This window comes from Limnohabitans sp. (genome assembly GCF_040401135.1).
In the GTDB taxonomy this organism is placed as follows: Bacteria; Pseudomonadota; Gammaproteobacteria; order Burkholderiales; family Burkholderiaceae_C; genus Limnohabitans.
This window is the reverse complement of sequence record NZ_JBBAOV010000001.1, coordinates 37,930-62,211: the sequence shown is the minus strand read 5'-3', so window position 1 is coordinate 62,211 and position 24,282 is coordinate 37,930. Positions and strand designations below refer to the sequence as shown.

The following is a 24,282-nucleotide window of genomic DNA, read 5'->3' as shown; positions in this document are numbered from 1 at the left end:
GTTTACTTTCAGGACTAAGCCAAGTCAAAGCCTTCGAGGCCGCCGAGGCCTCCAGCCAAAGCGCGTTGGATGCCAACAAACTGGGTTACTCGGTGGGCGTGAACATTAACATCGATGTGCTGAACTCGCAAAGCCAGCTCTACCAAACCAAGCGCGATTTAGCCAAGGCGCGCTACGACGTGTTGGTGACCAACCTGAAATTGCGCCAAGCTGCCGGCACGTTGACGCCTGCAGACCTGCAGCCCATCAACGCCCTGTTGGCGCCTTAATCCGTTTTCAAATACGGCAGCAGCGCTTGCACTGTGCGCTGTGCGGCTCCTCGGTGGGCTTGTGAAAATACTTTGCACGCTTCAATGTGGACATTTTCATGAGGGCTAAAACTCACCATTTGCAAAGCCGTGGTGACGGCTTGCGCCATGTCTTCGACGCGCAAGGCAGCGCCAGCATCTTCGGCGAGTTGTGCAGCTTCTGCAAAATTAAAGGTGTGCGGACCCATGATGACGGGGCAGCCACAGGCCGTGGATTCGATCAAGTTTTGGCCGCCCAAGGGCGCAAAGCTGCCGCCTAGCAAAGCAGCGTCAGACAGACCGTAATACAAGGCCATTTCACCCAACGAGTCGCCCAGCCAAAGGGTGTTGGCGTCCACTGAGTTATCGGCGACTGGACCATCCACCCATTGGCTACGTCGTGACACCTTCCAGCCGCGCTCAACCATCAAAGCAGCCACTTCATCAAAGCGTTGCGGGTGGCGTGGCACAAGCAACCAATGCACGGCGTGAATGTGGTCTTGGTGGTCGCGCGGAATATCTTTCAACGCTTGCAACGTGTCCAGCCACATGGCCTCCTCTCCTTCGCGTGAGCTGGTGAGCAACACCACCGGGCGGTTAAGAGTTTCCTTCCATGCATGAGCCTGCGCCAGCTGAGAGGCATCGGGTCTGGCATCAAATTTCAAGTTACCCAACACTGCATCCACCTTGGCACCTAAGGTTTGCAAGCGATCGGCGTCCGCCTGCGTTTGCGCCAACACCGTTGACAAGCCTTGATAAGCAGGACGCGACAACCACGCCAAGCGCTGCGCTTGGTGCATGCTTTTCTCGCTCATTCGGGCATTGACCAACACCAAGGGCACTTGGGCCTGATTGCACTGCGCCACCCAGTTGGGCCACAGCTCGGTTTCTAAGATGATGCCCACGCGCGGTTTGAAGTGCACTAAAAAACGCTGCACAGCAGCAGGCGTGTCCCACGGTTGCCACACTTGCTCATCGCCGTCTTGCAACAAGCTCACGCCTTGTGCACGCCCAGTGGCGGTGCCGTGCGTGAGCAAGATGCGAATGCCGGGCTGCGCAGCACGCAGAACTTGTAGCAACACCCCCGCAGCATGTGTTTCGCCCAAGGACACGGCATGCACCCACACATAGCCACCTTCTGTTGAGGCTTGTGTGTAATAGCCAAAGCGCTCTTCTATGGCTTGCAAATAGCCTGCCTCTTCGCGACCACGGCGATGGAGCTTGCGGCGCAATAAAGGCTGCAAGAACCACATGACTAAGCTGTAGATTCTTATCGCTACGCTGTTTAGACACGTCGCGGGCGTCATGCGCTAGTGCCCTTTGCGTGCAAGCAAGAAAGCCACGCATCCCACACAGCATCGACGCTCGGCGTGGGGCAATCGACCACGCTGCATTGACGCGTCATACCTTCGGGGCCTGTGCGCCATGCAGTGTCGAAGTTATAAATTTGAACGTGAGGTAAGTCCAGCGCCACAGCAATGTGACTCAAGCCGCTGTCTACCCCAATCACGCCGGTGCATTGCGCCATTTCGGCTGCGAGCTGGTCCAACGACAAGCGGGGCCAGACAACTGCATTTGGCAGCACGTCGGCCAAGGCTAAGCTGCGCATGCGTTCTGCTTCGTTGCCATGGGGCAATGCCACATCGAAGCCTTGTTGTTTCAAGCGTGTACCAATTTCAAACCAGTTGGCCAAGGGCCATTCTTTGTCAGCACGCGAGGTGCCATGCACCAAAGCCACCGAAAGCTTGCGCTGCTTAGCCGCTTCACCCAATCCATAGTTCATGTGCGCAGGTACTTCATAACCCAAAGCTTTAGCGCACAACACACGGCTTCGATCGACGGCGTGGATGTGAGGCGAAATGGGAACGGCCTCATCGGCCACCCAACGCGTGGAGCGCTCATAGCCAGAACCCTCTGTGCGGTTGGCCAAGGCATAACGCTTGCCGCCTTTGACTTTACGTGCCAGCCATGCAACCAAGGCTGACTTGGTCAGCCCTTGTAAATCCAAGATGACGTCATATGCCTCTTGCTGCAAATCGGTTTTGAAGGATTGCCATTCGGTGCGCGTTTGTCCGCGTGTCTCTGCTTTGAAAAAACCTTTGCGCCAGCGGCGCAGATCACACGGAATGACGCGATGCACCGCCGCACATCGCGCGGCCAAAGGTGCAAAGCTACGCTCCACCACCCAATCAATTTGGGCATGGGGAAACGCCGCTTGAATATCCATCACAGCGGGCATGGTGTGCACCACATCGCCCAGCGAAGATAGCTTGACGATGAGCACCTTCAGCGGTGCTTGTTGGTCACTCAAGGCTGACAAGCTCAATGCGCAGCCTCTTGAAACTTCGCATCAGGTTTGACACGGCGCAGCAGCACCAGCATGTCGTGCTCAATGCGCTCCAGCGCTTCTTGGGTTTGCCCTTCAAAACGCAGCACCAACACTGGCGTGGTGTTGGAGGCGCGAATCAAACCAAAGCCATCGGCCCAGTCGATACGCAAGCCGTCAATCACACAAGCCATGGGCTTGAACTCGGGTGAAGGCAATTCGCCCGACGACACCAACTGTTGCAATTCAGCGCTCAAACGGTGTGGCTCGCCCTCGGCGCAGCCCACGTTCAATTCAGGGGTGGAGAAGCTGGAAGGCAAGGCGTCCAGAACAGCATTGGCATCGGAACTGCGGCTGACAATTTCAAGCAAGCGGCAACCGGCATAGGTGCCGTCGTCAAAACCAAACCAACGTTCTTTGAAGAAGATGTGGCCGCTCATCTCACCCCCCAAAGGTGAATCAACTTCTTTCATCTTGGCTTTGATCAGCGAATGACCAGTTTTGAACATCAAGGCTTGACCACCGGCTTCGCGAATGGCGGGGGCCAAACGCTGAGAGCACTTCACGTCAAACACAATGGCACCGCCTGGCACGCGTGACAAAACGTCTTGAGCAAACAAGGCCATTTGTCGGTCGGGGTAAATGTTGTTGCCGCCCTGAGTCACGATGCCCAAGCGGTCACCGTCGCCATCAAAAGCCAGGCCCAACTCAGCGCCTGTGGTTTTGAGAGCTCCGATCAAGTCTTTCAAGTTCTCAGGCTTGCTGGGGTCTGGGTGGTGGTTGGGAAAGTTGCCGTCCACCTCACTGAACAACTCAACCACGTCACAGCCCAAAGCGCGAAAGATGTCCGGCGCAGTAGCGCCAGCAATGCCATTGCCGCAATCGACCACCACTTTCATAGGGCGGCTTAGGCGCACATCGCCCACGATGCGCGCCACATAGTCGGCGGTCACGTCCACCTGCTTCACACTGCCACCCGCTTTGAGCGCCCAGCTCTCAGCCTCCATGATGAGGCGCAGGCCTTGAATTTCGTCACCATAAATGGCGCGACCCCCGAGGACCATCTTGAAACCGTTGTAGTCCTTGGGGTTGTGACTGCCCGTCACTTGAATGCCGCTTTTGCACAGCGTGCAAGCTGCGAAATACAGCATGGGTGTAGTCACCGCGCCCACGTCAATCACCTGCACGCCTGCGGCAACCAAGCCACGAATCAGAGCGTCGACCAGAGAAGGTCCGCTCAATCGGCCATCACGGCCCACGGCCACAGTGGTTTCACCATTGGCGGCGGCGTGCGTGCCAAAGGCGCTGCCAAGCGCTTCGGCAACTTCAACATTGAGGGTAGAGGGAACGACACCGCGGATGTCATAGGCTTTGAAGATGGAGGAATTAACTTGCATAGTGATGAGATTGTAGAGAGCCAAAACCTTCCCCTTCCCTCTTTATCAGCCGACTATGATGATTCAAGGGCTGTCCCTTGTCACAGACTATCACCTGCCTTCAACACCACTTCTAACGTGCGCGCACAGCCCATAGCCCCTTTGTTCCAAAGCCACTTTTCTTCCCCACTTGGCCAGATGTTGCTGGCGGCCAACGAGCAAGGATTGACGGGGGTGTGGTTTGTGCAGGGCCAGCAGCACATGCCGGACACAAGCGGTTGGCAGACCAACGACAAGCACCCCACCTTGCAAACAGCCGCCCAGCAACTGGCTGAATATTTCAGCGGCGAACGCCAGACCTTTGACCTACCTCTTTACCCTACATGGGGCACACCCTTTCAACGCAATGTGTGGCAAGCCTTGCTGCGCATCCCTTACGGCCACACGGGCACGTATGGCGATATCGCCCGCAACATTGGCACCTCAAAAGCCGTTCGCGCCGTGGGTGCGGCCATTGGCCAGAACCCCCACACCATCGTTGTGCCGTGCCATCGCGTGTTGGGGGCTAATGGCTCGCTCACGGGTTTCGCGGGTGGACTTGACCGCAAAACCTTTTTGCTAGCCCACGAGGCCGCCCACGCATGAAAGAACATCAGCTGCACTGGCGCGAATGGGTGCCAGATTTTTTGTTGCTGGCACTGCTATGGGGATCATCGTTTTTGTTCATGCGCGAAGGTGCCCATGCTTTTGGCGCATTTCCCACAGCGTGGGTGCGCGTCACCCTTGCAGCACTCATGCTCACGCCTGTGCTGATTTGGCGCAAAGAAATACCCGTCTTGCACGCACATTGGCGGCCTTTGACGTTATCGGGCCTTCTTAACTCAGGCATCCCCTTCGCCTGCTATGCCTTTGCACTGATGCACATCAGCACGGGCATGTCTTCAATTTTGAATGCCACCACGCCTTTGTTCGGCGCAGTCATCGCTTGGGCTTGGCTGGGTGACAAGCTTAATGCCTCGCGTGCCTTGGGTTTAGCACTTGGCTTCACGGGCGTGGTGCTGCTGGCCAGCGATGTGCCAGGTGGCATCTCGTTTCAAGCGGGCGGCTCTGGATTGGCCATTGCGGCTTGCTTGTTAGCCACGTTGAGCTACGGCATTGCAGGCAGCTTTACGAAGCGCTATTTGCAAAACGTGCCGTCCATCGTCACGGCTACCGGCAGCTTGTGGGGAGCCAGCATCGGTCTTGCCATTCCCGCTCTGCTGAGTTGGCCTAGCGAAACGCCAACGCTGCAGGCTTGGGGGGCGCTCGCCATTGCAGGCTTGATGTGCACCGCCTTGGCTTATGTGCTGTATTTCAGGCTGATGACGCGCACGGGTCCCGCGCGAGCCATGACCGTCACCTATTTAATTCCGGTGTTTGCCAACTTCTTTGGCGTTGTGTTCCTTGACGAGTTGGTCACCCATTGGATGATGGGCTGCGCCGTGATCATTGTGATGGGCACCGCTTTGGCATCTGGTTTGGTCGGGCGCAAATGAAGCTCATTGCGAAACACCAAAGCCTGTTACATTACTTGATCGCTTTAGTCGACTTCTGCACGCACCTCTACATTGCCGTGCCAGCCCCTAAGCAAAGGGGCACTTAAGTAAATTCCCACTTCTTCGCGTATTTCAACCAGTTCTTTCAGGGCTGAGTTTTGTCGTTCTATTTTTTAAGATTTCCATGATTCCAGCTATCCACCTACAAATAAATGCCATTACACATGGCAAATATCGCATATCGGCTTGCCCAAGGGCTCTGCCGTGCGGTCGCTTTGCAGCGCAAGTCTCGGTCGCCAGCGGGCAAGGCAGCGCAAGCACAGCGCGCATCATGTCCTTCATCGATAACTTTGCGACGCATGACGATGCCGCCAACTACGCGCTTGCTCAAGGTTTAGATTGGGTGCATCGCACTGCACCCACGCACTAAGTATCAGACGTAAAAAAGGCCTCGAAACATAAGTTTCGAGGCCTTTTTGCTTGACTCAGCGCAAGGCTGAATCTAGAAGCCTGAAGGGCTTAGTAACCGCCGCGACCACCGCCGCCGCCGCCGTAGCCACCTGAACGGTCGCCACCACCACCGTAGCCGCCACCGCCTGAGCGATCGCCACCACCGTAGCCACCGCCACCTGAACGTGGGGGACGTGGCTCCATTGGGCGTGCTTCGTTCACAGTGATACTACGACCACCCAATGATTGACCGTTCATGCCTTCGATTGCAGCTTGTGCTTCGGCATCGCTGCCCATTTCGACAAAGCCGAAACCTTTTGAGCGGCCTGTGTCGCGCTCCATCATGACTTTGGCGCTGGTGACAGAACCGAACTCACCGAAAGATTGCTCGAGGTCGCCATCGCGAACCGTGTATGGCAGATTGCCGACGTAAAGTTTATTGCCCATGGGGACTCCTGAAATACATGAAAAAGCGAAGGGGTCCCGAAAGCACAACTAACTGAGAAGTGACGCCGTAGCGCGCGAAACTGACCTATCACCTGAATAACGTTGGTGGTTAATTTCCAACGCTGGGAGATTATGCACCTATTTTCACAATTTAAAGTAGATAAGGGGTTTTATTCATGCGCAAGACAAAAAGGGCTAGTGAATCTACCTAGTCTTGTTAGTTGACGATCTTCCCAAAAACAAGGGTGCCATTTGTTCCTCCAAAGCCAAAGTTGTTCTTAACGGCGTAATCAATTTTTAGATCACGCGCAGTGTTTGCACAGTGGTCCAAGTCGCATTGGGGATCTTGTTTGAAAATATTAATGGTTGGCGGCGACTTCTGGTGGTGCAACGCCAAAATAGTGAAGACAGATTCCAACCCACCTGCACCTCCCAAAAGGTGCCCCGTCATAGATTTGGTTGAATTGACGACGATATTTTTTGCATGAACACCAAAAGCGGCTTTGATCGCGTCGCTCTCATTTTGGTCACCCAAAACAGTCGAAGTTCCATGTGCATTAATGTATTGAACCTGGTCGACGTTGAGTCCCGCGTCTCGCATGGCGTTTCCCATACAGCGACGCGGGCCATCCATATTGGGGGCTGTCATGTGGTGTGCATCACCGCTCATTCCAAAGCCAAGAAGCTCGCAATAAATCTTTGCACCCCGCCTTTTGGCATGTTCGAACTCTTCAAGAACGACCACACCTGCGCCTTCTCCCAAAACAAAGCCATCGCGATCAATATCCCAGGGGCGTGACGCTGTTGAAGGGTCATCATTTCTGATTGACAAAGCCTTCGCTGAAGCAAATCCTCCAATGCCAAGTGGAGAAATCGTGGACTCTGAGCTGCCAGCGATCATGACATCTGCATCGCCATACTGAATCAATCGAGCCGCCAGACCAATGCTGTGTAAGCCGGTGGTGCAAGCCGTCACGGTCGCGATGTTGGGGCCTTTAACACCAAAAATAATACTAAGTTGACCAGAAATCATGTTGATGATCGAGCCGGGTACGAAGAACGGTGAGATGCGCCGCGGTCCACGCTTTATCAATTCGGCGCCGGTTTCTTCTATCGAAGGCAATCCCCCAATACCGGATCCAACCATCACGCCAATGCGGTCCGCATTCTCCTCGGTCACTTGTATTGCGCTATCACGGATAGCCTGAGTTCCCGCTGCAATGCCATATTGGATAAAAGAGTCCATGTGGCGCGCCTCTTTTGCCGAGAGGTAATCCTCAACTCTGAAGTCTTTGACTTCAGCCGCGATATGCACACTCAACAGCGAATGATCAAATTTTCTGATCGTTGCGATACCGGATTTGCCCGCGAGCAAACTAGCCCAAGCAGCATCCACACAGTTGCCAACAGGCGAAATCAGCCCAAGGCCCGTCACAACAACCCGACGGCGATGATTTGAAAATGACATTTCTACTCAATTAATCTCTAGTTAATTGCAAAACTCAGTTCAGTACTGAAATACAACGCAATCTACATTTTCGATAACGTCTTGTTTTGGTGCTCCAAGGCCCGAAAAAGCATTGCGCACCATATGAATTTAATTGTTGATACAGTTGCATATGTAAATTCAAAGTGACACCGGATGAAGTATGAATCAATTTTCAATCAGCGGTCATCGACTCGACTTTCAAAGCCAAATACCCTTTCCATCCAGCCGCCCTCGCCGTTTGCGCCGTGAATGATGGAAGGAAATTGTTAAATGCCTTTGGCCGAACACGCTTCCAGCAAGCCGCGGTTCCAAGTCTCCCAAACAGCGCTTCGCCTAACGCCTGAACTCATTAATTTTCAACTCTCATGACCGCCCCTCTTCAAAACAACACCTCCTGCAGGCCTGCATGCGCCAGGCGACTGAACACACGCCCGTTTGGCTGATGCGGCAAGCGGGACGCTAACTGCCTGAATACTGCGCCACGCGCGCCAAGGCGGGCAGTTTCATGGGACTGGCTACCAATGTCGACTTCGCTACCGAAGTGACCTTGAAACCCCTGGATCGCTACCCATTGGACGCCGCCATTTTGTTCAGTGACATCTTGACCGTCCCCGATGCCATGGGCCTAGGGCTGAGCTTTGAACAAGGCGAGGGGCCACGCTTTGCTAAAAACGTCCGAGATGAAGCCGCCGTCGCTCAACTGGCCGTACCCGACATGAACAAACTGCGTTATGTTTTTGACGCCGTCACTTCAATTCGCAAAGCCTTGAACGGCCGTGTACCGTTGATCGGCTTTTCGGGCAGCCCTTGGACTTTGGCTTGCTACATGGTCGAGGGTGCGGGCTCAGACGATTACCGCCATGTCAAAAGTTTGATGTACTGCAGACCCGACCTGATGCATCGCATCTTGCAGATCAATGCCGATGCCGTGGCGCTCTACTTGAACGCACAAATCAAAGCGGGTGCGCAAGCGGTAATGGTGTTTGACAGCTGGGGCGGCGTACTGGCAGACGGCGCATTTCAAAAATTCAGTTTGACTTACACCCGGCGGGTACTCGACCAATTGATTCGCAGCCATGAAGGTCACACGATCCCACGCCTTGTGTTCACCAAAGGTGGCGGGTTGTGGCTGGAAGACATGGACACCTTGGACTGCGACGTCTTGGGCCTCGATTGGACTGTCAATCTGGCAAAGGCCCGCCAAGCCGTTGGCGGCTTGGCGGGTCAAGCAGGCAAAGCGCTGCAGGGGAATTTAGATCCGAATGTGTTGTTTGCCAATCCAGCGGCCATTGAACAAGAGGTACGCAAAGTTCTGGACAGCTTTGGCACACCCCACACAGACCCCAACACCTCAGGCCCCACGCATATTTTTAACCTCGGCCATGGCATCAGTCAGTTCACACCGCCAGAAAATGTCGCCGTATTGGTAGAGGCGGTGCATCGTTATTCGCGTGCCCAAAGAAAGCATTGATAAGTTTAACCAACACCGATGAATTTTTGGATTGATCTTGCAGATTCAATAGAAGCAGAAACGCTTTATGAATACCACTCAACAACTCCACGTCATTGTCACGGGCGCTTCTTCAGGCGTTGGTCTTTACGCCACTGAAGCCCTCATCCAACAGGGGTGGCATGTGGTGATTGCCTGCCGAGATCTACAAAAAGCTGCGCGTGTTGCATCTGAACTCCAATTGAATCCCACACAGTTCAGCATCATGAAATTGGGCTTGGGCTCTTTGCAAAGCGTTCGCAAGTTTGTGAAAGTCTATCAATCCAAGGGCTTTGCGCTGCAGTTGGGCATTCGGCTTTGGGATCTCAGCAACAAGTTGGTGGGTGTTGCAAATTAACTGGAGTCAATGGCCCGCCTTAAAAAACAGCATGCTCGCCTCTGTCTGGCGCAGTTTGGCCTCTCACCCACATTTCATACGCGTCAAATAAAGTCTGCTTTCCGTGCGACGGTGTAAGCGCTGCGTCGTAACGATTCGCCTCAGCATCCCACACCAGCATGGACTCAGTTGCGTAGTAGCGACCAATGCGGGCCAGTTCCGCTTTGTCAGCAACGGCTGGAATGAGTTTGCCCACCACATTCAAGGCGCCAATGATGACGTCCATCAGACCGACGGGCACGCTTTTGAATCGAGGTTCTTTGCCCAGTAGTTGAAACAAGTACTCGCCCTGCTGACGCGGCGTAATAGCAGAACCAGGGCCACCAATCGGCAAGACTTGGTTATGCCGACCTGTGTCATCCAAACAGCCTGCGATGAAATCACCCAAATCATGGTCACTGATCGGCTTGCAAGAGGTGCGTTGGCCATCGCCAAAAATCAAAAAGGGCTTCCCTTTTTTCAACCGCTCCAACTGACCTGACAAAGATTTGAAGAAGGCTGTCGGACGAACGATAGAGTAGGTCAGTCCTGACTCGATCAAGACCTTTTCAAAAGCGAGCTTGGCATGCTGAAAGGCCAGCAATGGTTTTTGTACGCAAATTGCCGAGAGCAATATGAAGTGCTTGACCCCCAAAGCTTTTGCCGCTTCAAGAGCATGCACATGGGCTTGATGGTCCACACGCCAAGCATCTTGAGGGCTACCCGTTCTGGAGGCCATGCATGAAATCACCGCATCAAAATGCTCATGTGCGAAACCATCGCGCGTCAAGGACTCAGGGTGGGTGGGGTCACCATACCGAAATGTTGCTCCCTCTAAAGCCGATGCTTTCAAGCTTTGAGTCATCTGTCCCTTTGCGCTATGGCGAGGGCGCACGAAACAAACCACGTCATACCCACGCTGAATTAAGGCCTGCGCCGTCGCCAAGCCTATGGTGCCAGTGGCACCCAGCAAGAGCACGCGCCTTGAATGACCGGCTGTCAATGGAACAGGAAAGTCATTCGCTTGCATGGCTTTCTTTCATTCCGTTTTGAATCAAACTTTACCCAGCAAACTGCAAAGCGGCCAAGCTGGCATACAAGCCACCGCGGACAATGAGCTCTGCGTGCGTGCCCTGCTCCACCAATTGGCCCTTGTCCAACACCCAAATGCAATCTGCACGTTGAACCGTGGCCAAACGATGGGCAATCACCAAAGTTGTTCTTCCCTGCATGGCAGTCTCTAGCGCGGCTTGCACCATGCGTTCGCTGTTGGCGTCCAATGCGCTGGTCGCTTCGTCCAACAACAAGAGGGGCGGGTTTTTTAAGATCGCCCTAGCGATGGCAATGCGTTGGCGTTGACCGCCCGATAAACGCACACCACGGTCGCCCAAATAGGTGTCGTATCCCTGCGGCAATTCGGCAATAAATTCTTGCGCAAAAGCGGCTTGCGCAGCCGCCATGACCTCGGCCAAAGTTGCATCAGGCTTGCCATAACGTATGTTCTCCACCACCGTGCCAGAAAACACAACCGCCTCTTGCGGCACCACACCAATGCGTTGACGCAAATCATGCAAATCCATTTGTGCGATGGGCACGCCGTCCAATAAAACCTCGCCCTGTTGCGGCGCATAAAACCGCATCAACAAAGAAAATAAGGTCGACTTTCCTGCCCCACTGGGGCCCACAATCGCCACGGTTTGCCCGGCATGCACTTCACCACTCAGGGCGTTCAAGGCCTGCTGCGTAGGGCGGGAAGGGTAATTGAAATTTACCCCTCGCAGTACCAAACTAGACCCGTTCGCAGGCCAAGCTGCGTGTTGCGGATGCTGGGGCGAGCTCACATCTGAACGCGTGTGCAACAACTCCATCAATCGCTCGGTTGCACCCGCGGCGCGCAACACATCGCCGTAAACCTCCCCTAACACGGCAAAAGCACTGGCCAGCAAAATCACATAAACGATGGTTTGCCCCAATTCGCCCGCCGTCGTGTGGCCTGCACGCACTGACAAGGTGCCCAAATACAAACCCCACAACAGCGCTGCACTTGAGGCCAGGATGATGAAGCCAACCAACAGTGAACGTGCACGCGTTCGGCGCAAAGCAGTGCCCAAAGCTTGCCCTGTAGAAGCCGTGAAGCGGTCTGCTTCGCGTTTTTCTGCGGTGTAACTTTGCACCACCGAAATCGAATTGAGAACCTCAGATGCAATGGCACTTGAATCCGCCACTCGGTCTTGGCTGGCGCGAGACAAGCGTCTAACCCTGCGCCCCAAATAGACACTGGGAAAGACAACCACGATCAGCAAACCGATCACTTGCAGCATCAACCAAGGATTGGTCCACACCAACATGCCTACCGCGCCCATGCCCATCACCAAATTGCGCAACCCCATCGACAAAGAAGAACCCACCACGGTTTGAACCAAAGTGGTGTCGCTCGTCAAGCGTGACAACACCTCACCCGATTGGGTGGTTTCGAAAAAGGTGGGACTTTGTTCAAGGACATGGGCGTAGACCTTGTTTTTCACGTCAGCCGTTATTTTTTCGCCTAGCCAACTGACTGTATAAAAACGTCCCGCTGAAAAAAAGGCCAAAGCGGCAGCGACCAAAAATAATTCAAAGAACCTTTCGGCCAATACATCCGTTCCTGACTGAGCCACCAAGCCTTGATCAATCAACACCTTCAAGGCCAATGGAAATGCCAAGGTTGTGGCGGCAGCAAGAAGCAAAAATAAACTCGCAAGTACAACCTGCAAACGGTAAGGACGAATAAAAGGGAGTAATCCAGAGAGCGATTTTGGAGAAGATGTCATCTGCTCAGTTTATCTCTGCATCACTCGGCTAAGTAAAGGGCCCATTGAGTTCAATCGGACCAGATGATGCCCAAGGCCCCAAATCTGTCAAAGACGCACCGACGGACAGGACCAATAAAGGATTGGGAACACTCACGTTTTGACCATGCCAAAAAGGTGCGCCAAATCTTTAAAGAAGATACGCACATGCGCCATCGGTTTTTTCCGCACAAGCACTTTGTTCATGTAGGACTCAAAGGTGAGTTGCTGAACATCCTTGTCCTCGCAAATGGTGACAAATTTTTCACGCCGCTTGTCGTTTTGGTACCAAAAATATTGCATGATGCCCAGCACCCAAAACACAGTGCCGTGCTGCTTCATGAATGTTTTGCGCGCTTTCTTCAGGCATGAAGCGTCACCGGTTTTCAAGGCTTCTTCGACCGCATCAGCTGCCATCCGACCGCATGCCATGGCGTAGTAAATGCCTTCACCTGAAGCCGGGGCAACCACACCTGCAGCATCACCCGCCAACACAACATCTTTGCCATTGTCCCAATGGGGCAAAGGCTTCATGGGAATGGGCGCACCCTCGCGACGCAAGGTTTCAGCGTTGTGCAAGCCGGCCGTTTCGCGCAGTCTGGCCACCGCCCCACGCAATGAAAAACCTTTGTCTGCGCTACCCGTGCCAATGCTCATGGTGTCGCCGTGGGGAAATACCCAACCGTAAAAATCTGGCGACAAAGCACCACGGTAATAAACATCGCAGCGGTCGGCGCTGTAATCGGCTTGTTGCGTTGGCGCCCGCACGATCTCGTGATACGCAAACACATACTTGGTTCGCTCTGCGCCTTTGACCGTTTGACGAGCCACCTCAGACTTGGCGCCGTCCGCACCGACCACAAAACGGGCTCGAATACTTCTGGATTCAGGCTGCGATGCATGCCCATTAGATGGGGACGGTGATTGCAATGCGATGTGAATGCGTGCAACACCATCGTCGTCTCGGGTCAACTTTTCAAACAACCCCTTCATACGATGAGCCCCATGCGACCGCGCTCTTTCACGCAACCACTCATCAAACTCATCGCGGTTAACCATCCCGACAAACCCATTCTCAATTGGAATGTCTACTTTGTTGTCTCTGGGTGAAATCATTCGTGCACATCGTGCTTTGGCCACCAACAAATGGTCAGGTATTTCAAAATCTTTGATCAACCGCGGCGGGATAGCCCCGCCACAAGGCTTGGTGCGGCCTTGACGGTCCAATAACAACACGTTCCATCCACGGCCAGCAAGGTCATCTGCCGCTGTGGCACCAGAAGGCCCACCACCAATCACAACCACATCATATGTTTCAGTACTCATGACTCAAGTCCTTTCTATGACCAACGACTAAAGGGATATGGCGTTGCTCTGCCCCTTGGCGGTCGTAACGACCCACCCAAATGGCACACGCCGCCGCCAACACAAACATGGCAACTTCAAAACCAAACACGTACGCATAAGCCGTACCTTTTTCTGCCAACACATACTGCGCCAAGTCACTGGCAGCCGTGCCCAGCAAACCACCCAAACCAAACGCGATCGCTTGGGATGCGCCCCACAAGCCCATGCGGGTACCTGCGTGCTGATCACCGCCCGCCGTTGCTAAACGCATCATGGTGGCAATGGCTGCAATCGAAAAACTGCCATTGGCCATGCCAAGCAAGATGACATTGGGCTTTAAGGGCCAAGGCGGGCCATAAGCAGCCGCCACGCACAAACCCAACATCGCCAAGCCGGAGACCCAACAGCCGCCCACCATCCAACTTTGAATCGAACCCAAGCGACCCGCTACACGGCCACTTCCCACCAAAGCAACGGCCAACATGCCACACAAAACACCGCTGTGGTGTAAGCCCGACAACTGAGTGGTCTCGCCAGGTGTAAGGCCAAACAAAGCGCCTGCAAAGGGCTCCAAGATCAAGTCTTGAGAGCTGTAGGCCAACATCGATAGAAAAACAAACACGGTGAAGGCCTTGGCCTGCGGCTCTGACCAAACCATGTGCAAGGTTTTCTTGAACCCTTGATTCTTTTCTGGCTGCGCCTCAAGAGGAACGGCAGCCATTTCTGAAGTTGCCGAGTCGACCGGTCCTTCTAAATTCCATAGGCTGAGAGATGCGATCAACACAACCAACACGCTGAGTCCGCCGCTGATCTCCAACAAACGTTGCGGTGTGTAGGGCTCTAATAACTTCCCCACGGTGATGGCTGTGACGGCGAATCCCACAATCATCATCATCCAAACTACGGTCGCTGCAGGTGCGCGCCGCGCCTCCGCCACCCGCTTGGACATGAGAACCAACAACGAAGTGCCACAGGCACTGACGCCAAATCCAATCAACATGAATGCCAAGATCGACAAGGCAATTCCTTGACTCAGTTGGTCCGCCATCCACACGGTGGCAAGGCTTGCTAAAAAGCCGCCCAATGCCAAAACAAACATGCCGCCCATCATCCAAGGTGTACAGCGCCTACCTTGATCAGCGCCAAAGCCCATGCGGGGCCGCACCATTTGCACCAAGTAATGAAAGCCGACCAAAAAGCCGGGAAGCATGGCGGGAAGCGCCAACTCCACCACCATGATGCGGTTGAGTGTCGAAGTGGTCACCACCACGACCGCGCCCATACAAGCTTGGACCAGACCTAGACGGGCGATGTGCAACCAACTGAACATGGGCAATGTGTTCATAAGGCCGCCTCCTCCAGCGCCCGCAAGGACCAAGCACTCACCATCATCCCGCTGACAAACAAGGGCACGCCAAACGCACTGACGCTCAGGGCTTTGTCAACAGGACTGCGCACAAAGCGAATCATCAAAGGCAGCTGGCAAAGACTTAACACCAGCACAGCAAAAGCAGATAGGGGAGACCCCCACTCCAATAACAAAATGGCCACAGCCCATTGCGCCGCCAACATGAATGTGCAGGCTGAGCAAGCCGCTCGGGTCACGCCCAATTGCACGGGTAAAGATCGCACGCCCATCTGCGCATCACCCTCTACGGCTTTGAAGTCGTTCAAAGTCATGATGCCGTGGGCTCCGAAGCTATAAAGCAAGGCCAATACGATCGTCTTTTCCGTGGGCATCTCGCCACCCAGCATCACGGCAGCCCCTGTGACCCAGGCTAAGCCTTCGTAACTCAGCCCACACGCCGCGTTGCCCCACCAGCCATTATTTTTTAAGCGAATTGGCGGCATGCTGTAGGCCCATGACAACAACAAACCCAAGCAAGTCGCCGCAAAACCCCAAGTTCCCAAGGGCCAAGCCCAAAGCAGAGACAGCAGGGTCCACAACACAGCAATGTAAAAACCCCAGTGACCCGGCATGCGCCCAGAAGGTATGGGGCGATTAGGCTCATTGATGGCATCCACATGTCGGTCAAACCAATCGTTCACAGCTTGACTGCTGGCACACACCAACGGGCCGGCCAACAAAACACCCCAAATGATCAAAATCCAATTGTCAGAAAGTGATTTGCCTGAAGAAACCACGCCGCACGAGAACGCCCACATGGGGGGAAACCATGTGATGGGCTTTAAAAGCTCAGCGACTGTAGATAAGGCAGGTCGTTGCATGTAAGAATTCTGCCATGACAGCCAAAAGTGTCAACTAGGGTTTACACCTTTGGTGGATTTGGCTAAGCCTTTAAAAACATATGCCGAATCGCATCACGGGTTTTATCAATGCGAGCAGTTTCTGCATGGTGAAGTTCTCGCAAGGGCCCATTCAACATTTTTTTCATCAAGCCCATGGACAGTGATTCCAAAACGGCGTCTAAATCATCGCCCTTTTCTAGTTGTTTGCGTGCTTTGCTCAATTCAGCTTGACGCCAGGCGTCTGCTTGCACGTTCAATTCACGAATCAATGGGACATGTTGTCTGTGTTCAAGCCAAGACATAAATTTTTGAACACCTTCATCAATGATCACTTCTGCATCCATGACAGCGGCCTGCCGATGGGCTTGGCTGCTTTGAATGATGTCCTCAAGATCATCCACGGTGTACAAATACACGTCGCTCAACTTTTTTACTTCTGGCTCAATGTCTCTAGGTACTGCGAGGTCGACCATAAACATAGGCCGATTTTTTCTGGTGCGAAGCGCACTTTGAACAGCACCCAAACCTATCAGCGGCAAGGTACTGGCCGTACAACTAATCACCACATCAAATTCATTTAGCTTTTTAGGAAGATCAGCCAACGCAATGCACTTTGCACCGTGCAAAGACGCCAAGGCCTCTGCCCTTTGCGCAGATCGGTTGGCAATAGTGATGGAAAGAGGAGCCTTGGCCGCGAAGTGCGCCACGCACAGTTCAATCATTTCGCCCGCCCCAACAAACAAAATGCGGGTGTCTTTGATATTCTCAAAAATACCACTGGCCAAACGAACGCAAGCCGCCGCCATGCTGATGGAATGGACGCCAATTTCAGTGGTGGTTCGCACTTCTTTGGCAACAGAAAAAGAGCGTTGAAAAAGTTGATTGAGTGTGGTGCCCAGTGAACCTGTGTCAGTGGCCAACTTCACCGCGTCTTTGAGCTGCCCCAATATTTGAGACTCACCCAACACCATCGAGTCAAGACCGCTGGCCACTCTGAAGGCATGACGCGCGGTGGCATCTCCTTCAAGTCGATACGTGTGAGAAGCCAACACATCAACTTGGGTTTTGCCCGCCTCTGCCAGCCAAGCCAAAGTTTGGGGAATGTGGATCTCGTCGCCTGCACAATAAATTTCGGTTCTGTTGCAGGTGGACAAAATCGTCACTTCTTTGTGCGATTCAAATCTTTGCCGTAAGCCATGTAAAGACTTCTCCAGCCCTTCAGAGGCAAATGCAAACCGCTCTCGCAAATCAATCGGTGCGGTGCGGTGATTGAGACCCAATGTCCAAACAGCCATCAAACAACCCTTCTAAGGCTGGGGGCGGCCTGAACCATCGGCCAACGCGCTTCAATACCTCTTTGAATCCCGGTTGCAGTCAGTCCGTATTGCTGCATCAACAGGCCAGGGTCACCATGCTCGGTGAACTCATCTTCAAACCCCATGATCAGGACTTGGCTAGAGATTTTCATGTCCTGCAAAGCCTCAAGCACTGCTGACCCAGCACCACCCATTCGCGTCCCATCTTCCAGCGTGACCAACCGGTCATGCGATTGGGCAATCTCTCGCAACGTTTGCAAATCAAGGGGCTTGGCCCAGCGCATATTTACCACCGTTGCATTCAACGATTGAGCCACTTTCTGTGCTTCGTAAAGCAAGGGGCCAAAGCACAAAATGGCAAGGCCTTCCCCTTGGCGAACAACCTGCGCCTTACCAAACGGCAAAGGCGCTAAATCTTTTTGTAATTCAACGCCAACGCCTGCGCCCCTGGGGTAGCGCACGGTAACTGGATGATCCTGCGCGTAGGCCGAGCTCAACAACTGGCGACACTCGTTTTCGTCCGCCGGGCAAGCCACGCTCATATTGGGAATACAGCGTACAAAGGCAATGTCAAACATACCCGCATGCGTGGGTCCGTCAGCACCCACCAACCCAGCCCGGTCCAATGCAAATACGACCGGTAAGTTTTGCAAGGCTACATCGTGAATAAGTTGGTCATAAGCACGCTGCAAAAATGTGGAATAAATGGCCACCACGGGCTTCAGTCCCTCACACGCCAAACCCGCCGCAAAGGTAACGGCATGCTGCTCAGCAATGCCCACGTCGTGGTAGCGATTGGGGAAACGTTGGCTGAACTCCACCATGCCCGACCCCTCTCGCATAGCAGGCGTGATGGCCACCAAGCGGGGATCTTTGGCCGCAGCATCACACAGCCATTGCCCGAAGACCTGCGTGAATGTTAATTTTGTACTGACGGCTCCGACCACACCCACCGAAGGATTGAATTTTCCAGGACCGTGATACGTGATGGGATCAATTTCGGCCTTCTCATAGCCCTTGCCTTTGCGCGTGACGACATGCAAAAACTGCGGCCCCTTCGCCTTGAAAAGTTTCTCAATCGCCACAACCAAGCCATCCACATCATGGCCATCGATGGGCCCTGTATAGGTAAATCCCAGCTTTTCAAAAATGGTGTTCGACTGAATCAAGGTTTGTGTTTGTTGCTCTAGGTGTCGGGCCAACGCAAACAGCGGCGGCGCATTGCGCAACATCTGTCCACCTAATTTTTTAGCCTCTGCATAAAAGCGCCCCGACATCAGCTCTGCCAAATATTGGTTCAAGGCACCGACGGGCGGGCTGATCGACATGTCGTTGTCATTCAAGATGACCAACACATCGCAATTGCTGGTGCCTGCATTGTTCAGCGCCTCGTACGCCATGCCCGCAGTCAAAGCGCCGTCCCCAATGATCGCAACGGCTTTTCGCTGACTGCCCGTAAGCTTGGCTGCGGCCGCCATGCCCAAAGCAGCAGAAATACTGGTTGACGAATGTGCCGTGCCAAATGCGTCGTAGATACTTTCCTCTCGCCTTGGAAAACCACTCAAGCCGCCGAGCTGTCGCAAGCTGCCCATACGAGCGTTGCGACCCGTCAATATTTTGTGCGCATAAGTTTGATGACCCACATCCCATACCAATCGATCTTCAGGCGTGTTGAACACATAGTGAAGGGCAAGGGTTAATTCAACGGTGCCCAAGTTGGAGCTGAAGTGCCCACCGGTTTGTGAAACTGTCTCGATCAAACGCTCGCGCAGCTCAATGGACAGTCCTTTCAGACTTTCACGCGACAGCTTTCTCAAGTGAGAAGGCGACTGAATGTGTTCTAGTAAGGCGTCCATGATTGACTTCGTACGAGGATTGACCAAGCTTTAATTTAGCGCCTTTTGATAAAACGTCAAGTTAAATTGACACTTTTTGTGATTTTTTAAACCGAGGGGGCTAAAAAATTAGCGTTTTCCCTTGGGCCAAAGCCTCTCCAAGGTCGCTATTTGCCTCTGAATATTGCCTTCTTCGCAACTACAAGTCTCATAAAAGGCTCATACACCTTCTAATAAGGACTAAACCTTAGAAGTCTAAGCTTTAAGTCAAAAAGTGTAAATTTAACTTGACAGTTTTGCTGAAGTTTTAGATCATTGCCTGTAAAGAACTCAGTGGATTGAAGAAATCAGTATGGCAACTACGTTTCCCTTTGCAGCGATCGTCGGTCAAGACGAAATGACGCTAGCCATCCAAGTTGTCGCTATCGACCCCACTGTGGGAGGCGTGTTGGTCTTAGGTGACCGTGGCACGGGCAAATCAACTGCGGTCAGGGCTTTGGCAGATTTACTACCTCCGATCCAAGTGATCAAAGGGTGCCCCTACAAATGCGCCCCTAACAAACCCGCACTGGCTTGTCACATCTGCCAGCCTGAAAAGGGCTTGCACGCCTCAAAAGTTTGCAAACTGGTGACAGAAAACAGGCCTGTGAGCGTGGTGGACTTGCCATTAGGCGCCACAGAAGACCGCATTGTGGGCGCGCTCGATTTAGAAAAAGCACTCTCTCAAGGCGTCAAAGAATTTTCGCCCGGCTTATTGGCCCAGGCGCACCGAGGTTTTTTATACATCGACGAAGTGAATTTGTTGGATGACCATTTGGTAGACCTCTTGATTGACGTGGCCGCCTCTGGTGAAAACTTGGTCGAGCGAGAGGGCTTGAGCATTCGTCATCCTGCACGGTTTGTATTGGTAGGCAGCGGCAACCCTGAGGAAGGGGAACTTCGCCCCCAACTGCTCGACCGATTTGGCTTATCGGTACAGGTGAAAACGCCGCAAGATGTGGCGCTTCGCGTAGAGGTCATCAAGCGACGTGACGCCTTTGACAAAGACCCCGATGCCTACAAAGCCCAATGGCAAGAGGAAAGTGACAAACTTCAAAAGCGCATCGTCAAAGCGCGCAAATTGCTGCCATCTGTGGTGATCGACGACGACATGCTCACCCTGTGCGCAACCCTGTGTCAACAGCTTGGCACTGATGGCCTGCGCGCAGAGTTAACGCTATTGCGTGCAACTCGCGCACTGGCGGCCATGCAAGGCAAAAAGAAGGTTCACGCTGAACACCTCAAAACCATTGCGCCCCTGGCCTTGCGCCACCGCTTGCGTCGCAACCCACTGGACGATACCGATTCAGGTGAACGTGTCAACAGATGCCTTCAAGATATTCTGGCTGTTTGAGACATGTGAATGGCAGATGACCTGAAAGGACTTGAGACCTGGAACGATGCCATGACATCGTTGCAGCTGCTGCAAATTGATCCCCACGGCTTTGGTGGTATTTGGTTGCGTGCACCCTTTGGACCCGTACGCGAACAGTGGTTGCAACATCTTTCTCAAGCAGGTTTGAACACCGTCAAGTTGCCCGGTAATGTTGATGTGGAGCGCTTGTTGGGCGGTATTGATTTGTCGCTCACACTTCAATCAGGCCGTTTGCACATGCAATCGGGTTTGCTGCAGCAAGCTGACCAAGGCGTCGTTCTCATCAGCATGGCAGAGCGCTTGGCGCCCGCCTTGATTGCCCCCATGACACAAGCGATGGACAAGCAATCATTGCCGCCTTTAAATAACAACGCGCAAACAGACGGTTCGATTCGCACGCAATTTGGCGTGGTGGCCTTAGATGAGTCCATGAATGACGACGCACCCATTAGCCCAGCACTTCAAGAGCGTCTGGGCTTGTGGTTTGATCTGCAAGAGCTTGCACCTGCAGACATCACAGGCGTCTCTCTTGAGACGATCGACCCTCACAGCGGCCAAGATGGCGTCAGCGTAAAAATTGAATCTGCCGCCTTGGCACGTATGCGGCATGCATGGCCTCACATTCGGTGGACCGACACGCAAGCACTGGCCGTTTGCAGCACCGCGCAGGGCTTGGGTATCGACTCATTGCGCATCCCCACCTTGGCATTGCGCGTGGCCCGTTGCCACGCTGCTTTGCATTTGCGCAACGAAGTGAATGATGAAGATTTGGCGTTTGCTGCACGCCGCGTCTTGGCGCCTCGTGCTACCCAGTTACCTGCGCCCACAGAAAACGCTGCAGAGACAGAACCTCAGAACAGCTCAGCTCCCGACTCAGAACCCAATTCAGAGCCAGATCAAACGCCAGAGGAAAATAGCGAATCTAATTCGGCAGAACCTGCTGAAGAAAACTCGCCCACGGATGAGTCCCCAGAAAACTCAGACACTGAAGAAGAAGAAGAAGAAGAAGAAGACGCTCCTCTCAACACGCCCTCCCCAGAGAATCTGCAAGAAATGATGATTGCAGCAGCATTGGCCAGCTTGCCATCCGACGTGTTGGCTAGCTTGCTCACCAAAGCTGGGCGCAACTCTGGCAACACCTCAGGAAGAAGCGGTCAATTCCGCTCAGGCTCGCAACGCGGAAGGCCCCTACCCCCCAGACCTGGAAAGCCTGGGGGTCACGCGCGCTTGCATGTCTTGGCCACACTAAGAGCAGCAGCACCCAAGCAACGCTTGAGAAGCGGTGCTCAACAGGGGCGTGTCGCCATTCGCGCAGAGGACTTCCATGTCCACCGCTACCAGCAACACAGCTCTAGCTGTCTTATCTTGGCGTTGGATGCCTCAGGCTCAGCCGCACTGCAAAGATTGGCCGAAGCCAAGGGGGCTGTCGAGCTGCTGCTGCAACAGTCATACGCCCGGCGTGACAGCGTTTGCATCGTTGCTTTTAAAGGCGCGCAAGCGCAGTTGCTACTGCCAGCGACACGTTCATTGGTCCGCGCAAAACGAGCCATGACGGGTTTGCCTGGCGGCGGCGGAACGCCTTTGGCACTGGCCTTAAAAATGGCGTGCGAACAAGCCACTCAGCTTCAACGCCAAGGCGTGACGCCCATCCTGGTGGTGCTCAGCGATGGTCGCGCCAACGTCAACCTGCAAGGCTTAGGAGGTCGAGCCCAAGCCCAAGCCGATGCCCTGCAATGGGCTGCGCAATGGCGACAAACGGGGCATCGCGCCTTGTGGATTGACACCTCACTTCAGCCCGACGCCCAAGTGCAAAATCTGGCGCACATCATGGGTGGCAGTTATATGCCGATGCCACAGGTTCAAGCGCAACGCATGGCCTCAGCCATGGACAACATCAGGCGACTTGCAGCCTAATCCTTTCAAGATGACGAAGCACCGTCGTCATTGGTTTGCTTAGCGCGAGCCAATGTTCTCTCTCGCTCTCGAGGTCCAAAGCTCGATGCCAACGCGCCTTCAGAGGCCAAGCCCTCTAGGTAAGAACGCTCAATATCAGGCGCTGCTTTGAGCAGTTCGCGCTCGGCAAATGGCAGATGAAGCAAGGCCCTCAGACCAAACAAAATACGCAACCAACCGGGTATAAAAATGGCGCGTTGGCGCCTTGAGATAGCACGAACAATGAGGCGTGCCGTGTCTTGCGCAGACGTTTCCTTGTTCAAAAATGCGGGCATGGTGGCTCGCAACCGCACAAAACCAGGATGCAGCGCGCCCTCTTCCACAAGAGGCGTACGCACCCATCCTGCATACATCACGCCGACATCAACCCCATGCGACTGAAGTTCAAGGCGCAGCACATTGCCCATGGCCTCCAATGCTGCCTTGCTGGCCGCATAGGCAGACATCGCTGGCGGATGGGCAAAGGATGACACCGACGCATTGATCAACACATAACCTTGCTGCTGCATCAAAGCAGGAAGTGCAGATCGCACCGTGTTGAAAACGCCAAAAACATTGACCTCCACACAGCGCTGCCAGGCGCTTGGGTCCACATGGGCCACAGGTCCAAAAGCAGCCACCCCTGCATTGGCAAACACCACATCAATGCGGCCCAACACAGACAGCGTTTTTGCGACCACCTCCAACATAGCTTCCATTTGCGTCACATCGGCCACAAAAAACAAGGTGTCTTCGCCGCATTGCTGAGCCATCAGAGCCAGCGGCGCTTCATCGCAATCAACCAAAACAGGAATGCCGCCATGATTCAAAACTTCTAGGGCTGTCGCAGCGCCAATGCCAGAGGCAGCGCCTGTGATCAAAACAACGAGACCCTTGATCGGCGTCCTGGACGCTTTATGGGTGCTTACCCAGCGCATGGCAGAAACTGGCTCACAGCGGCTTTGTGACCATGAAATAAACAATGGGCAAGGGCACCAAGGTAGCAATGGCACCCGCAATTTGCCAGATACGCGACAGACGCCAATAGTCTGCGCAAACGGTGTCACTTTTCTTCAGCAAAGCACGTTGCTTGAGCTGAATGGGGACCAACACGAACAACCAAATTGCACCCGAGAAGCTAAGTAATAAATAGGACCATTGAATCCATGGATGCCCTTCTCCGCCGCTGTAGTTCTGAGCCAAACCATGACCCGTCCAAACAATACCCAAAGACCCAAGCAAGGTAAAAAGCACATCGGTGATCAACACCATGCGGTTGCTAAATTGAATGATGGCGTGGTTGCGCGTGCGCTCGGCCAACAAAGCCCATATGCCGCTCACAATCACATTGCCTACAAATAAGCAGGCGCAAACCAAATGAATCAACTTTAGATTAGCCGCCATCGGACCCTTTCTTCTCAAGGGAATCTGGGGGGGGCGCAGCGGTATTCATAGATGAGTTTTGCTCTGCTTCGCGCTGCTTGCGAGTGATCTCACGTGAACGACGCAGATCGCGAAACTGCCAGACCACAAAGCAAAGGCCAGCACCCATCAAAACGACTACTTCAATAATTTTCAGCATCAC

Annotated in this window: 21 protein-coding genes and 1 pseudogene; 7 read left to right on the top strand and 15 right to left on the bottom strand. The window is 53.7% G+C overall.

Features of this window, described 5'->3' with window-relative positions:
- Nucleotides 1-269: TolC family protein (locus ABWP81_RS00285; RefSeq protein ID WP_353138085.1), on the top strand; the 269-nt coding region annotated here is incomplete at its 5' end.
- Here ABWP81_RS00285 and ABWP81_RS00280 read toward each other — a convergent pair.
- From ABWP81_RS00280 to ABWP81_RS00270, 3 genes are read right to left on the bottom strand one after another with little or no spacing between them, the layout of a single operon-like run.
- The gene (locus ABWP81_RS00280; RefSeq protein WP_353138082.1) at nucleotides 266-1,540 is read right to left on the bottom strand and encodes a 3-deoxy-D-manno-octulosonic acid transferase; all 1,275 of its coding nucleotides are present in this window, start codon (nucleotides 1,538-1,540) and stop codon (nucleotides 266-268) included. The two genes, ABWP81_RS00285 and ABWP81_RS00280, sit on opposite strands and share 4 nt — an antisense overlap.
- A 50-nt stretch (nucleotides 1,541-1,590) precedes the next feature.
- Nucleotides 1,591-2,598: a lipopolysaccharide heptosyltransferase I gene (gene waaC, locus ABWP81_RS00275; RefSeq protein ID WP_353138079.1), complete on the bottom strand. Its 1,008-nt coding sequence runs from the start codon at nucleotides 2,596-2,598 to the stop codon at nucleotides 1,591-1,593.
- Nucleotides 2,599-2,609: 11 nt separating this feature from the next.
- The gene (locus tag ABWP81_RS00270; protein ID WP_353138076.1) at nucleotides 2,610-4,010 is read right to left on the bottom strand and encodes a phosphomannomutase/phosphoglucomutase; all 1,401 of its coding nucleotides are present in this window, start codon (nucleotides 4,008-4,010) and stop codon (nucleotides 2,610-2,612) included.
- Between the two features lie 117 nt (nucleotides 4,011-4,127).
- Between ABWP81_RS00270 and ABWP81_RS00265 the strand changes: the two genes are divergently transcribed.
- Together ABWP81_RS00265 and ABWP81_RS00260 are read left to right on the top strand one after the other, a co-directional pair.
- Nucleotides 4,128-4,634 carry a methylated-DNA--[protein]-cysteine S-methyltransferase gene (locus tag ABWP81_RS00265; RefSeq protein ID WP_353138073.1) on the top strand — a complete coding sequence of 169 codons (507 nt, stop codon included), beginning with the start codon at nucleotides 4,128-4,130 and terminating at the stop codon, nucleotides 4,632-4,634.
- Nucleotides 4,631-5,524 (top strand): DMT family transporter, encoded by an 894-nt coding sequence (locus ABWP81_RS00260; protein WP_353138070.1) that lies wholly within the window; start codon nucleotides 4,631-4,633, stop codon nucleotides 5,522-5,524. The genes ABWP81_RS00265 and ABWP81_RS00260 overlap by 4 nt, the downstream gene beginning before the upstream one ends.
- A 519-nt stretch (nucleotides 5,525-6,043) precedes the next feature.
- Here the strand turns inward: ABWP81_RS00260 and rbp are convergent.
- Nucleotides 6,044-6,421, bottom strand: a complete 378-nt coding sequence (gene rbp, locus ABWP81_RS00255; protein ID WP_333846328.1) for an RNA-binding regulator — start codon at nucleotides 6,419-6,421, stop codon at nucleotides 6,044-6,046.
- Between the two features lie 217 nt (nucleotides 6,422-6,638).
- The gene (gene fabF, locus ABWP81_RS00250) at nucleotides 6,639-7,889 is read right to left on the bottom strand and encodes a beta-ketoacyl-ACP synthase II (RefSeq protein WP_353132438.1); all 1,251 of its coding nucleotides are present in this window, start codon (nucleotides 7,887-7,889) and stop codon (nucleotides 6,639-6,641) included.
- 386 nt (nucleotides 7,890-8,275) lie between these two features.
- On the opposite strand from fabF, the pseudogene hemE reads away from it, so the two are divergent.
- A pseudogene (gene hemE, locus ABWP81_RS00245) lies at nucleotides 8,276-9,381 on the top strand (uroporphyrinogen decarboxylase).
- 67 nt (nucleotides 9,382-9,448) lie between these two features.
- Entirely contained in the window at nucleotides 9,449-9,757 is a 309-nt protein-coding gene (locus tag ABWP81_RS00240) for an SDR family NAD(P)-dependent oxidoreductase (RefSeq protein ID WP_353138067.1), read from the top strand.
- A 19-nt stretch (nucleotides 9,758-9,776) separates the two neighbouring features.
- Here ABWP81_RS00240 and ABWP81_RS00235 read toward each other — a convergent pair whose 3' ends face one another.
- The 7 genes from ABWP81_RS00235 to dxs all read right to left on the bottom strand — a co-directional run bounded on the left by ABWP81_RS00235 (nucleotide 9,777) and on the right by dxs (nucleotide 19,372).
- On the bottom strand, nucleotides 9,777-10,805 hold the full coding sequence (locus tag ABWP81_RS00235) for an NAD(P)H-binding protein (RefSeq protein WP_353138064.1): 1,029 nt from the start codon (nucleotides 10,803-10,805) through the stop codon (nucleotides 9,777-9,779).
- Nucleotides 10,806-10,836: 31 nt separating this feature from the next.
- The gene (locus ABWP81_RS00230) at nucleotides 10,837-12,585 is read right to left on the bottom strand and encodes an ABC transporter transmembrane domain-containing protein (protein ID WP_353132426.1); all 1,749 of its coding nucleotides are present in this window, start codon (nucleotides 12,583-12,585) and stop codon (nucleotides 10,837-10,839) included.
- 132 nt (nucleotides 12,586-12,717) lie between these two features.
- The gene (locus ABWP81_RS00225) at nucleotides 12,718-13,929 is read right to left on the bottom strand and encodes a geranylgeranyl diphosphate reductase (RefSeq protein WP_353138061.1); all 1,212 of its coding nucleotides are present in this window, start codon (nucleotides 13,927-13,929) and stop codon (nucleotides 12,718-12,720) included.
- On the bottom strand, nucleotides 13,919-15,295 hold the full coding sequence (locus ABWP81_RS00220) for a BCD family MFS transporter (protein ID WP_353138058.1): 1,377 nt from the start codon (nucleotides 15,293-15,295) through the stop codon (nucleotides 13,919-13,921). The genes ABWP81_RS00225 and ABWP81_RS00220 overlap by 11 nt, the downstream gene beginning before the upstream one ends.
- Nucleotides 15,292-16,179 (bottom strand): chlorophyll synthase ChlG, encoded by an 888-nt coding sequence (gene chlG, locus ABWP81_RS00215; protein ID WP_353138055.1) that lies wholly within the window; start codon nucleotides 16,177-16,179, stop codon nucleotides 15,292-15,294. The genes ABWP81_RS00220 and chlG overlap by 4 nt, the downstream gene beginning before the upstream one ends.
- A gap of 62 nt (nucleotides 16,180-16,241) precedes the next feature.
- A complete protein-coding gene (gene hemA, locus ABWP81_RS00210; protein WP_353138052.1) occupies nucleotides 16,242-17,495 on the bottom strand; it encodes a glutamyl-tRNA reductase in 1,254 nt (417 codons plus the stop codon).
- Nucleotides 17,495-19,372 (bottom strand): 1-deoxy-D-xylulose-5-phosphate synthase, encoded by a 1,878-nt coding sequence (gene dxs / locus ABWP81_RS00205; protein ID WP_353138049.1) that lies wholly within the window; start codon nucleotides 19,370-19,372, stop codon nucleotides 17,495-17,497. Before dxs ends, hemA begins: the two co-directional genes overlap by 1 nt.
- A gap of 331 nt (nucleotides 19,373-19,703) precedes the next feature.
- Here dxs and bchI point away from each other — a divergent pair, with 331 nt between their 5' ends.
- Nucleotides 19,704-20,744, top strand: coding sequence for a magnesium chelatase ATPase subunit I (gene bchI, locus ABWP81_RS00200; RefSeq protein WP_353138046.1), 1,041 nt, complete (start codon nucleotides 19,704-19,706; stop codon nucleotides 20,742-20,744).
- 9 nt (nucleotides 20,745-20,753) lie between these two features.
- Nucleotides 20,754-22,679 carry a VWA domain-containing protein gene (locus ABWP81_RS00195; RefSeq protein ID WP_353138043.1) on the top strand — a complete coding sequence of 642 codons (1,926 nt, stop codon included), beginning with the start codon at nucleotides 20,754-20,756 and terminating at the stop codon, nucleotides 22,677-22,679.
- A 5-nt stretch (nucleotides 22,680-22,684) separates the two neighbouring features.
- Here the strand turns inward: ABWP81_RS00195 and ABWP81_RS00190 are convergent, their stop codons facing one another.
- From ABWP81_RS00190 to ABWP81_RS00180, 3 genes are read right to left on the bottom strand one after another with little or no spacing between them, the layout of a single operon-like run.
- Nucleotides 22,685-23,635: a short-chain dehydrogenase/reductase gene (locus ABWP81_RS00190; RefSeq protein ID WP_353138040.1), complete on the bottom strand. Its 951-nt coding sequence runs from the start codon at nucleotides 23,633-23,635 to the stop codon at nucleotides 22,685-22,687.
- Nucleotides 23,636-23,648: 13 nt separating this feature from the next.
- Nucleotides 23,649-24,101 carry a DUF2269 family protein gene (locus ABWP81_RS00185; protein WP_353138037.1) on the bottom strand — a complete coding sequence of 151 codons (453 nt, stop codon included), beginning with the start codon at nucleotides 24,099-24,101 and terminating at the stop codon, nucleotides 23,649-23,651.
- Nucleotides 24,091-24,279, bottom strand: coding sequence for a hypothetical protein (locus ABWP81_RS00180; protein WP_353138034.1), 189 nt, complete (start codon nucleotides 24,277-24,279; stop codon nucleotides 24,091-24,093). Before ABWP81_RS00180 ends, ABWP81_RS00185 begins: the two co-directional genes overlap by 11 nt.
- Nucleotides 24,280-24,282 lie beyond the last annotated feature (3 nt).